General features: G+C 69.4%; 9 protein-coding genes and 1 pseudogene. 2 read left to right on the top strand and 8 right to left on the bottom strand.

From position 1 onward, the window contains the following. Together ACOJVU_RS13485 and ACOJVU_RS13490 are read right to left on the bottom strand one after the other, a co-directional pair. Positions 1–372: beta-ketoacyl synthase N-terminal-like domain-containing protein (locus tag ACOJVU_RS13485; protein ID WP_421530230.1), on the bottom strand; the 372-nt coding region annotated here is incomplete at its 3' end. Between the two features lie 399 nt (positions 373–771). Beyond that, positions 772–1,122: a hypothetical protein gene (locus ACOJVU_RS13490; protein ID WP_421530231.1), complete on the bottom strand. Its 351-nt coding sequence runs from the start codon at positions 1,120–1,122 to the stop codon at positions 772–774. 180 nt (positions 1,123–1,302) lie between these two features. Here ACOJVU_RS13490 and rbpA point away from each other — a divergent pair, with 180 nt between their 5' ends. Next, entirely contained in the window at positions 1,303–1,638 is a 336-nt protein-coding gene (gene rbpA, locus ACOJVU_RS13495) for an RNA polymerase-binding protein RbpA (protein WP_421530232.1), read from the top strand. Between the two features lie 18 nt (positions 1,639–1,656). Here rbpA and lnt read toward each other — a convergent pair. From lnt to ACOJVU_RS13510, 3 genes and pseudogenes are all read right to left on the bottom strand, one after another. Beyond that, a pseudogene (gene lnt, locus ACOJVU_RS13500) lies at positions 1,657–4,274 on the bottom strand (apolipoprotein N-acyltransferase). A gap of 250 nt (positions 4,275–4,524) precedes the next feature. Further along, positions 4,525–6,066: an amidohydrolase gene (locus ACOJVU_RS13505; protein ID WP_421530238.1), complete on the bottom strand. Its 1,542-nt coding sequence runs from the start codon at positions 6,064–6,066 to the stop codon at positions 4,525–4,527. Positions 6,067–6,169: 103 nt separating this feature from the next. Beyond that, positions 6,170–6,712: an FxsA family protein gene (locus ACOJVU_RS13510; protein WP_421530233.1), complete on the bottom strand. Its 543-nt coding sequence runs from the start codon at positions 6,710–6,712 to the stop codon at positions 6,170–6,172. Between the two features lie 69 nt (positions 6,713–6,781). On the opposite strand from ACOJVU_RS13510, the gene ACOJVU_RS13515 reads away from it, so the two are divergent. Then, entirely contained in the window at positions 6,782–7,492 is a 711-nt protein-coding gene (locus ACOJVU_RS13515) for a dienelactone hydrolase family protein (RefSeq protein WP_421530234.1), read from the top strand. On the opposite strand, the gene ACOJVU_RS13520 is transcribed toward ACOJVU_RS13515, so the two are convergent. The 3 genes from ACOJVU_RS13520 to ACOJVU_RS13530 all read right to left on the bottom strand — a co-directional run. After that, positions 7,489–7,887, bottom strand: a complete 399-nt coding sequence (locus ACOJVU_RS13520) for a PPOX class F420-dependent oxidoreductase (RefSeq protein ID WP_421530235.1) — start codon at positions 7,885–7,887, stop codon at positions 7,489–7,491. The genes ACOJVU_RS13515 and ACOJVU_RS13520 overlap by 4 nt on opposite strands. Positions 7,888–8,002: 115 nt before the next feature. Further along, entirely contained in the window at positions 8,003–11,578 is a 3,576-nt protein-coding gene (gene cobN / locus ACOJVU_RS13525) for a cobaltochelatase subunit CobN (protein WP_421530236.1), read from the bottom strand. A gap of 60 nt (positions 11,579–11,638) precedes the next feature. After that, a partial coding sequence (locus ACOJVU_RS13530; protein WP_421530237.1) for a carotenoid oxygenase family protein occupies positions 11,639–11,924 on the bottom strand: 286 nt, incomplete at its 5' end.

Below are 11,924 nucleotides of genomic sequence, written 5' to 3' on the forward strand. Positions count from 1 at the left end.
CTGGGGGTCCATGGCCAGCGCCTCGCTCGGGCCGATCCCGAAGAACCCCGGATCGAAGTTGCCCACGTTCTCGACGAAACCGCCGGTACGGGTGTAGGTCTTGTGTCGCGCATCGGGGTCGGGGTCGAACAATCCGGCCAGATCCCAACCGCGATCGGTCGGGAAACCCGACATGACGTCCCGTCCGTCGGCAACCATCTGCCACAGGTCTTCCGGGGTGTCGACCCCGCCCGGGAAACGACACGACATCCCGACGATCGCGATCGGCTCGCTCGACCGTTCCAGCAACGCGCGGTTGGTGCGCTTCAGGCGTTCCACCTGCCCCAGCGCTTTACGCAGCGCCTCGGTCGCATGCTGAAGTTGATCGACCATTACTACCTCTCGCCCTAACCTTCGCCTAGTGGTGGCTGTGGCCCGCCGGATGTGGCTGTCGCCGAGTCACCGGAGCTGCCGTGCGACGCGATGTCGCGGTCTATACGACCAGCGTCGTGCTGCTCTCCGACCCAAGTTCGCTGGTGAGTATGGCCAACTCCGGAAGGATTTCAAAACGTCCGACACTTCCGGCTTCTCGAGCAGGACCGGCATCGACACATGGAAGGCTTTCTGCGAGCCCAGACGACGGCACGCGCCAACGAGCCAGGTGCCTGTTTTGTCCCGCTGACCCCGGGAAACGGGGATGTGGTCGGCGCGCCGTCCATGGCGCGACTGTACCCGGCAGGTGGTCAACGGGGGTCACGCGGCCAAGGGCGCACCCGCGCGCCAAGGACACGGTCAGGTCCCGACTCTGCGCCAGCCGTCGGCGGCCCGGGCGGCTGCGATCAGCGTGTCGCACAGCTCGCGAAGTTCCGCTGCCCCGGCACCCTCGTCGAGCGCGGTGGCGACGTCTTCGGCCGCACATCGCACCTGGTAGACCCGGTCGGCGAGATCCACGGCGTCGTCCGCCGACAGCACCACGGCGTCCTCGGGCACGGCGCCGCCCCCGGCACGGCTCAGCGACGCCCGCTGCTCGTATGCCCGCTGCCGGCAGGACTGCCGGCAGTACTGGCGACGGCGGCCCATCGCGGCATCGGCGACGTCCCGGCCGCACCAGCGGCACGGGTGGAGGCGGTCGCGACGAGTCACACCTGCGACTTTAACCCGCTCAACGCTCATCGGGCCGCTATGCGGGTACCATGAGAGGACGCGTCGCGCGCACCCGCGCCGGGCTCCAGGGAACTCGACGGGTCGTCGCGGCGTTCGCCATGCGAAGAGATTGCCACGACAGAGCGCACCCAAGCTCAGAGGTCCAAAGGAGTAGCACCAATGGCTGATCGAGTCTTACGGGGTAGTCGCCTCGGCGCCGTCAGCTACGAGACCGACCGCAACCACGACCTGGCACCCCGCCAACTGGCGCGTTACCGCACCGAGAACGGCGAGGAGTTCGAAGTCCCGTTCGCCGACGACGCCGAGATCCCCGGCACCTGGTTGTGCCGGAACGGCATGGAAGGCACCTTGATCGAGGGCAACCTGCCCGAGCCGAAAAAGGTCAAGCCGCCGCGCACCCACTGGGACATGCTGCTGGAGCGCCGCTCCGTCGAAGAGCTCGAAGAACTGCTCAAAGAGCGTCTCGAGCTGATCAGGTCGCGCCGCCGCGGCTGACCCGTGCTGCGTGGGCCGTCAGGCGCGATCGGGTGCGCGTATCCCGCGGGCGCGTGACCTCCGCCCCTCGAAGCCCCAGCGGCTGACCTTGATCAGCGCTTCGCGGATGTTGGATCCGCTCATCTTCGACACGCCCAGTTCGCGTTCGGTAAAGGTGATCGGCACCTCGACGATGACGAACCCGTTGCACGCGGTGCGCCAGGTCAGATCGATCTGGAAGCAATAACCCTTCGACTCCACTCGGTCCAGTTCGATCGCCTCGAGCACCTCGCGACGATAGGCGCGGTAGCCGGCGGTGATGTCGTGGACCCCGATACCGAGCGCCACCCGCGAATAAGTGTTGGCGGTCTTGGACAGCGCCAGCCGCCGCCACGGCCAGTTCCGTACCGTCCCGCCGTCGACGTAGCGCGAACCGATGACCAGGTCGGCGCCCGCATCAATGGCCTCCAACAAGCGGTGCAGCTGTTCGGGCGCGTGACTGCCATCCGCGTCCATTTCCACCAGCACTGAGTAACCCCGGCTCAGACCCCAGGCAAAACCCGCCAGGTAGGCGGCGCCCAAACCGTCCTTGGCGGTGCGGTGCAGCACAAACGTCCGACCTGGATCGGCGGCTGCGCGCTCGTCGGCGAGCTGGCCGGTGCCGTCCGGGCTGCTGTCGTCGACGATGAGCAGATGCACTCCCGGGCACGCGGTTGTCAACCGCTCGTGGATCAGCGGCAGGTTCTCCCGCTCGTTGAACGTCGGGATGATCACCAGCGTGCGCTGGCTTGGACGGTCGCCCGGGGCTTGCGGCGCCGGCGGGGCGGTGGTCATTGAGCTCCTCTGTGTCGCCCGAAATAACGCGGTTGGGGCCCGCTCCGGTGGAGCGGAGTTCAGTCACCACCCTCGGCGGGCGGGACCTCGTCGCAGCCGTCATCCGGCGGTGGATCCTGCGAAGTATCCGAACCGCCCTCGTCGGGAGGTGCGTCGTCGTCCGGTTCGACCGGCCTGGACCGGAGTCGAATCGGACGCGGGAACCACCTATTGTGCCGTATCCCGGCCAGAACGACCGCTCCGGCCACTGCGACCAGAATCCATTGCAGGGTCGGACCCCACCGGGTTGCCGGCGTCAGCGTGGTCTTGAGCCGCACCTGCGTGTCGAGATAGGCGGGCTCGAAGAACTCCGTGCGCGCCAACTCGCCGCCGTCCGGTGCGATCACCGCACTGACGCCGGTGGTACCGGCGACCACGACGTAACGGTCGTGCTCGACAGCCCGGACCTTGGCGAACGCCAGCTGCTGCTCACTCATCGTCTTGTTGAAGGTGGCGTTGTTGCTGGGCACGGCCAGCAGCTGGGCGCCGTGCAGGACCGCTTCGCGCGGCTCACGGTCAAAGATGACCTCCCAGCAGGTCGCCACCCCGACCGGCACCCCGCCGATGTGGACGACGCCGCTGCTTCGGCCCGGCACCATGTGGCCGGCCAGGCCCGCGTATCCGGAGAGGTGTCTGAACAGCCACGGCATCGGCAGGTACTCGCCGAACGGTTGCACGATCTCTTTGTCGTGGCGATCGGCCGGTCCGGTGACCGGGTTCCAGACGATGACGGTGTTGGTGAATTCGGGGTCATCCTGCGGGCGGCCCGGGATCCCGAGCACGGTGCCGACGAGGATCGGGGCATGGATGGCCGTGGCGGCTTTCGCGATCTGCTGGGCAGCGTCGGCGTTGACCAGCGGATCGATGTCGGACGAGTCCTCCGGCCAGATCACGAACTGAGGTTGCGGGGCTACCCCCGCCCGCACGTCCTCGGCCAGCCTCAGCGTTTCCCGGACGTGGTTGTCCAGCACCGCGCGTCGTTGCTCGTTGAAACCGAGGCCCAGTCGCGGCACGTTGCCCTGCACGGCCGCGACGGTGACCAACGGTTCCCCGCCCGCTCCCGTCCCCGCGCGCCGCACCTGGGGCCAGACGGCGACCCCGGCGAGCAACACCGCGCAGATGCACACGCCGGGCAACACGACCGCGGGCGGCCGCTCGGCTGCGCCGCGGGTGCGGGCTCCCAGGTGCGCGCCGCGCTGCCACCACGCGACGATTTCCCGCGCGATCGCCGCCACGCTGACGCCCACCAGCACGATCGCCGTCGAGAGCAGCGCTACACCACCGAGCTGGGCCAACGGGAGGAAAGGCCCGTCGGATTGGCCGAACGCGACCGACCCCCACGGGAAGCCGCCGAACGGATAGTGGGCCTTCAACCACTCCTGTGCCGACCACAGCACCGCAAACCAGATCGGCCAACCGGGCAGCCGTCGCACCACGACGGCGAACAATCCGAAAAGTCCCGGAAACAACGCGCATGCCGTCGCCAGCACCAGCCAGGGCATGGCGCCCACCAGAGCGCTGATCCACGGCAGCAGCGGCAGGTAGAGGGCCAGGCCGAACAGGAATCCATAGCCGAAGCCGCCCACCGGTGACGTAGCGCGGTGCGTGAGGACCCAGGCCAGCAGCGTGACGGCGACGACGGCGGCCCACCACAGGTTCCGTGGCGGGAAACTGGTGCACAGCAAAAGGCCGCCCGCGACGGCGAGCAGCAATCGGTTCAGCCGGGGCCGTAGCGCGGCCCGAACGGCAGGCAGCCTGACGAGCGCGGCGGTACCCAGGGCCACCGCCGCGCGGCGAGTCGTGGCGGCCAGCCGCGCGGCCAGGGGTGGACCGGTAGGAGCGACGGGGGTTGCGTTTTCCCCCGTCGGCGGTTCCGACGGCGCGTCCGCCGGTTCCGACGGCGCGTCCGCCGGTTCCGACGGCGCGTCCGACGGCTCGGACGCGGTGTCATCGACGGTCGGCCCGGCCGCAGCCCCCTCGTCGGCCGGGATGGTCTCGCCGGCGGCGCGGCGCGCCTTACCCCCGAACCAGCGCCTAGCCATGGATCACCACGCCCCGATGTACGGTTTGCCGACAGCGCGGCGTGGGGTCGGTGGGCCGCAGGCGCGGCAACGCCGGAACCCGGGAACGCGGGTCGGTGGACCAGCGCTGGGCGCCGTCCCGCGCCGCGGGGGTCTCCAGCGTCCCGACGTCCCACACGGCGTACGACGCCGGCGCACCGGGCACCAGGGTTCCCGCCTTCGCTTCGAGCACTCCGCTCGCCCGCCAGCCCCCGCGGGTCGCGGCGGCGAATGCGGCCCGCGGCGAGAGTGAGCTTCCCGCGGTGCGATGGTTGGCCGCCGCGCGGACGCTTGCCCACGGGTCCAGGCCGGTGACCGGGGCATCGGAACCGAGGGCGAGGGGCACGCCTTGGGATGCTAACAGCGCGAGCGGGTTGAGCCGGCAGCCTCGCTCGGCGCCAAGCCGCCGCGCGTACATACCGGTGGGGCCGCCCCACAGCGCGTCGAACTGGGGTTGAACGCTGGCGATGACACCCCAGGCGCCCAGTTTGGCGGCCTGCTCGGCGGTGATCATCTCCAGGTGCTCGAGGCGGTGCCCGCAACGGGCGACTGCGAGCACACCCAGATCGTCGACGACTGCCCCGAACGCGGCGACGACGGCCGCGACCGCGGCATCGCCGATGACATGGAAGCCGGCCGTGACCCGAGCCCGCGTGCAGGCTCGCACGTGCGCCTCGACGTCGCCGTGGTCCAAATAGCAGTTTCCGACCACGTCGGGGGCGTCGGTGTAGGGCTCGTGCAGCCAGGCGGTGCGCGACCCCAGCGCCCCGTCGACGAACAGGTCGCCGGCCAGCCCGCGGGCGCCGGTCTCCTCTAGCAGGGCGCGGGCCCGCGCCGGGGTGGTGACCGCCTCACCCCAGTAGCCGATCACCTCGACACCCCGGACGTTCTGGCTGAGCGCGCGCAGCCTCAACCAGTCGTCGAGACCGCCGATCTCGGGACCTGCGCATTCGTGCACGGCAACGATCCCGGACGCGGCGACGGCCCGCAGCGCCGCGTCGAACGCCGCGGCCCGTTGCGAGTCGGTGAGCAAGTTGCGGGCCAGGGCCCGGGCCAGGTGATGGGCGTCACCGACCAGCGGCTGCTCGGCGCTGAAGCCGGCGGCGGCGGCCAGGCCGGGGACCAGCCCGCGCAGCGCGGTCGAGGCGAGGGCGGAGTGGACGTCGACGCGGGCGAGGTAGGCGGGCCGATCGCCGAGCACGCCGTCGAGGTCGGCGGTGCTGGGGGCGGCGTTCGCCGGCCACGCCGATTCGTCCCAGCCATGACCCCACACCGCTAAGCCGGGGTGGGCGGCCGCATAGTCACCGACCATCTTCAGACACTGCGCCCGCGACGTGGCCGCCCGCAGGTCCAAGCCGCTGAGCATCAGGCCGGTCGCGCCGAGGTGGACATGACTGTCCACGAAAGCCGGCGCGACGAACCCGCCCTCGAGGTCCTCGACGGCAGCATCTGGGAATCGCTCACGACCGACCGCGTCGCTGCCCAGCCAGGCGACGACGTCGCCACGCACCGCCATGGCGGTGGCCTCCGGATGGGTCGGGCTGTGCACCCGGCCGTTGACCAGCAGCTTGGTCACCAGCCAAACCTAGCCAACCTGGGCGCGCCGACGGACTGGGCGATCAGCACGGACTTTGCGAGGAGCGGTCCCCGAACACGACGGCCTTCGGCAGCAACGTCAGCGGCTCGCCGTCGATGACGTCGATGACCTCGCCGTCGATGAAGTCGCCGTGGTCGCCAGCCTGGTGAGGGCGCAGGTCGCCCACGAAGGCCCCCCAGGCCACAGGAGTGATCAACGGCACGCGACGCCGCAGACCACGCATCGTCACCGCGGCCAGGCCGGGGCCGGCGACGGCCCGGATCGGGGGCACCAGAAGCAAGACCCCCAACGCGGTCGTGACCAGACCCGGCACCACGAACAGGCCCGCGGCCAGCGTCAGCAACGCGCCGTCGCTCAATGCGCGTTGGGGTTGACGCGGCCCGGACCGCAGCTGCCCCACCTGGTGGATCAGCTGCGAACCCGCCATCGGCACCGCGAGCGCCCACCCGAGCACGAAAGTGGCCATCACCACCACCACGGTCCAGCCGAACCCGATCGTCGACACCAGCGCGATGACCGCCACGAGTTCGACGACGGCATATATCAGCACCAACCGCCGCAGCATGTGAGGCCAACGTCCGCGGGGCGGGCCGGAGTTCCCTGGCGCACAACGCGGCTGCGTTTAGATGACGCTATGACCACGATCGAGATCGACACCCCGGACGGACCGATCGATGCGCTGCTGAGCCTGCCGCCGGGGCAGCGCCCCTGGCCTGGCGTGGTGGTGATCCACGACGCATTCGGTTACGGCCCCGACAAGGAGGCGACCAACGAGCGGATCGCCCGGGCCGGGTACGTGGCGGTCACGCCGAACCTGTACGCCCGGGGCGGTCGCGCCCGCTGCGTCACCCGGGTCATCCGGGAAGTGCTGACACAGCGGGGTCGCTCCCTCGACGACATCCTGGCCACCCGCGACCACCTGAAGGCCATGCCCGAGTGCACCGGACGGATCGGCATCGCGGGCTTCTGCATGGGCGGTCAGTTCGCCCTGGTGATGTCGCCCAAAGGATTCGGCGCCGCGGCGCCGTTCTATGGCACTCCCCTGCCCCGCGACCTCGACAAGACGCTGGACGGCGCGTGCCCGATCGTGGCCAGCTTCGGGGCTCGCGACCCGCTCGGAGTCGGCGCGCCGGCCCGCCTGCGCGAAACAACCGACGCCATGGGGCTGACCGCCGACATCAAGGTGTACCCCCACGCCGGACACAGCTTCGCCAACAAGCTTCCCGCCCAGCCGCTGTTACGCGTGACCGGCTTCGGCTATGACCAGGCGGCCACCGCGGATGCGTGGAGCCGGGTGTTCTCCTTCTTCCGCCAGCACCTCGGGCAACCGCCCCTGGGGAACTAGCCGGGAAAGGGGCTCTCGGCGAGCCTGAGCTCGAGGCCGACGTTTTTCGTCATCCCGCCGCGCAGCTTGCTGAAGAGATTGAACACCTTGCCCACGATGCCGTAACGGCTGCCGATCGCGTCGTAGACGGCGGGGGTCTGAGACTTGTCGAGGACGGCCGCGCTGCCTTCGACGGCCTCGCCTTGAGGATTGCCGCGCATGTCGCAGGCGGCCAACGTCACCCGAGGGGTGTTGCGGATCCGCTTGACCTTCCAGGACTTCTCCTGCGTGATCACCAGCAGCCGGTCTCCGTCGGCCGCCGCCCAGACCGGCGTCGGCTTGGGCCGGCCGTCCTTGGTGAACGTGGTCAGCAGAACGTACTGCGAGGTGGCGAGTTCGTCGAAGGTAGGCGTCACATCGTCAACCTACCGCGTCAACCTACCGCCGAGCCGGCTCGAGCGTGAACCTGCAGTCACGCTGGGGGCCGAGAGTGACCGCAATGTCACGTTCGGCCCGCCAGACGAAGTCCGATTAGCCCTCGAGGTCACCCTCGGTTTCCAGCAGTGCCTGGCGCAGGCCGTCGAGCGTCTCCGGCTGCGGGTCGGCCCACATGCCGCGCCCGGCGGCCTCCAGCAGTCGCTCGGCCATGCCGTGCAGCGCCCACGGATTGGACTCCGCCATGAACTTGCGGTTCTCCTGGTCCAGAACGTAACGCTCGGTGAGCTGTTCGTACATCCAATCGGCCATTACACCCGCGGTGGCGTCGTAGCCGAACAGGTAGTCGACGGTCGCGGCCATCTCGAACGCGCCCTTGTAGCCGTGGCGGCGCATCGCCGCCATCCAACGTGGGTTGACCACCCGCGAGCGGAAGACGCGCGTGGTCTCCTCGCCGAGCGTGCGGGTGCGGATCGCATCGGGTCTGGTGTTGTCGCCGATGTAGGCGGCAGGCGCCTGCCCGGTCAGCGCCCGCACCGTGGCCACCATGCCGCCGTGGTACTGGAAGTAGTCGTCGGAGTCGGCGATGTCGTGCTCGCGGGTGTCGGTATTCTTCGCGGCCACCGCGATACGTCGGTACTGCCGGTTCATGTCGTCGACCGCCTCCCGACCGTCCAGGCCGCGCCCGTAGGCGAACCCGCCCCAGGCCGTGTAGACCGCGGCAAGGTCGGCGTCGTCACGCCAGTTGCGACTGTCCATCAGCTGCAGCAGCCCCGCACCGTAGGTACCCGGCTTCGAACCGAATATTCTTGTGGTGGAACGTCTCTGGTCGCCATGCTGGGCCAGGTCGGCCTGGGCGTGCGCCCGCACGTAATTGTCGTCGGCGGGCTCGTCGAGGTCGGCGACCAGCCGCACCGCGTCGTCGAGCATCGTGACCACGTGCGGGAAGGCGTCCCGGAAGAACCCCGAGATGCGCACGGTCACGTCGATGCGCGGGCGGCCCAGCTCGGCCAGGGTGATCGGCGTCAGACCGACAACGCGCCGTGATGCATCGTCCCACGCCGGCCGAGCACCCAGCAGCGCGAGCACTTCGGCGATGTCGTCGCCCGCAGTGCGCATCGCCGAGGTGCCCCACATCGACAGCCCCACGGACTGCGGCCACCGTCCATGGTCGTCGCGATACCGGGTGAGTAACGAATCAGCCAGCGCCACACCGGCTTCCCATGCGAGCCGAGACGGCACTGCCTTGGGGTCCACCGAGTAGAAATTGCGCCCGGTGGGCAGCACGTTGACCAGACCGCGCAGCGGCGAGCCCGAGGGGCCGGCCGGGATGAAGTGGCCGTCCAACGCCCGCAGCACCTGCTCGATCTCGGCGGCGCTGCCGGCGAGCCGGGGCACGACCTCGGTGGCCGCGAACCGCAGCACCGCCGCGGCGTCAGGGTTGTCGGTGAGCCGGTCAACGGCATCGGCATCCCAACCGGTGGCCTGCAGCGCCGCGACCAGTTCCCGGGCGATGGCCTCGGCGCGATCGACCGAGGTTCGTTCGTCGGTACCGTCCTCGGCCAGCCCGAGCGCCTGGCGCAAACCGGGTAGCGTGCATCCGCCCCCGAACAACTGCCGGGCCCGCAGAATCGCCAGAACCAGGTCGAGTTCGATTGCACCCTTGGGCTTCTGCCCCAGGATGTGCAGGCCGTCGCGAATCTGGACGTCCTTGATCTCGCACAACCAGCCGTCGACGTGCAGCAGCATGTCGTCGAACGAGTCCTCTTCCGGACGTTCGGACAGTCCGAGGTCGTGGTCCATTTTCGCGGCCCGCATCAGCGTCCAGATCTGCTGGCGTATGGCGGGCAGCTTGGCCGGATCCAGTGCGGCCACGTTGGCGTGCTCGTCGAGCAGCTGCTCCAGACGCGCGATGTCGCCGTAGGTCTCGGCGCGCGCCATCGGCGGAATCAGGTGGTCGACGAGCACCGCGTGCGCCCGTCTCTTGGCTTGGGTCCCCTCGCCGGGGTCGTTGACCAGGAAGGGGTAGATCAACGGCAGGTTCCCCAGCGCGGCGTCGGGCCCGCAGACGGCCGACATGCCCAGCGTCTTGCCCGGCAGCCATTCCAGGTTGCCGTGTTTGCCCAGATGCACCACCGCGTGCGCGCCGAAACCCGCGTCCAGCCAGTGGTAGGCGGCAAGATAGTGATGGCTGGGCGGTAGGTCCGGGTCGTGGTAGATGGCGACCGGGTTCTCGCCGAATCCCCGGGGTGGCTGGACCAACACCACCAGGTTGCCGGATCGCATTGCGGCGATGACGATCTCACCGTCGGGGTCGTTGGTGCGATCCACGAACAGCTCGCCGGGCGGCGGACCCCAGTGCCTCTCCACGGCCTCGGTCAGCTCGGCCGGCAGGGTGCCGAACCACTGACGATAGTCGCTGGCGGACAACCGAATCGGGTTTCCGGCCAACTGCCCGTCGGTGAGCCAGTCGGGGTCCTGGCCGCCGCGTTCGATCAGGGCGTGGATCAGCGCGTCGCCGTCGCCGTTCTCCACACCGGGCAACTCGCCCACCCGGTAGCCGTGCTCGCGCATCGCCGCCAGCAGCGCGACCGCGCTGGCGGGAGTGTCCAGCCCTACCGCATTGCCGATGCGGGCGTGTTTGGTGGGGTACGCCGAGAACACCAGCGCCACGCGCTTGTCGGCCGGCGCGACGTGCCGCAGCCGCGCATGCCGGATCGCCAGACCTGCAACCCGGGCGCAGCGTTCCGGATCGGCCACATAGGAGACGAGACCGTCGTCGTCGAATTCCTTGAACGAGAACGGCACCGTGATGATGCGTCCGTCGAACTCGGGCACCGCGACCTGGGTGGCCACGTCGAGGGGACTCAGGCCGTCGTCGTTGTCCAGCCATTGCCCGCGCGGGCTGGTGAGACACAGGCCCTGCAAGATCGGAATATCCAGGGCAGCAAGGTGTTCGACATTCCAGCCGTCATCATCACCGCCGGCGGACACCGTGGCCGGCTTCAGTCCCCCGGCCGCGAGGACAGTGACCACCATGGCGTCGGCCGCACCGAGTCTTTCCAGCAGTTCGGGCTCGGCGGTGCGCAGTGACGCACAGTAGAGCGGGAGCGCCCGGGCGCCGGCGTCCTCGATCGCCCGGCACAGCGCCTCGACGTAGCCGGTGTTCCCGGCCAACTGCTGCGCGCGGTAATAGAGCACCGCGATCGTCGGGCCTGAGGTGACGCCGGCATCCGCACGGTCAAGCTCACCCCAAGTGGGTGTCGGCACCGGTTCGGTGAACCCGTAGCCGGTCATCAGCACGGTGTCCGACAAGAAGGCGTGCAGCTGGCGCACGTTGTCCATGCCGCCGTGGGCCAAGTAGATGTGGGCTTGCACCGCGATGCCGGCAGCGACCGTCGACAGGCCGGTCAATTCCGCGTCGGCGGCCTGCTCGCCGCTGACCAGGACGGCCGGGAGCCCACTGGCGATCACCGTGTCGATGCCGTTCTGCCAGGCGCGGTAACCACCGAGAATCCGCACCACCACGATCGAGGTGTCGGCCAGCAGGGCATGCAGCTCGTCTTCGGACAGCCGCGACGGGTTGGCCCACCGGTAGTTCTTGCCGCTGGAACGGGCACCGATCAAGTCGGTGTCGGACGTCGACAGCAGCGCAATGGTCGGTTCAGCCACCCGTCATTCGTACCGCATCGTGCCACCGCAGCGGAAAACGCGACCGGGGACACACCACGATCATCGGCTCGACGCCGCGCCGGTGGCAGTACGTGTCGCGAGTTGCTCGCCTCTAATCCAGCAAGCGTGGAAGCCGGAGGGAACTCGCTGCGGCAGCAGCACACGTGCAAGCGGTCCGGCGGCGACGTCGGAGGCGTCGAAGACGTTGATTTCGCCGCGATTCTGCACCTCGTCGTTGACGAAGCAGATCAGATAGCCGTCGCTTTCATCGGTCGAACCGTCGCGCGGAGCGAACGGCGCCTCCGATCCCCAGCGACCGGGCCCGAACTTGACTTCCTCTTTGGCT

It is taken from the genome of Mycobacterium sp. THU-M104 (assembly GCF_049197365.1).
Taxonomy (GTDB): Bacteria; Actinomycetota; Actinomycetes; order Mycobacteriales; family Mycobacteriaceae; genus Mycobacterium.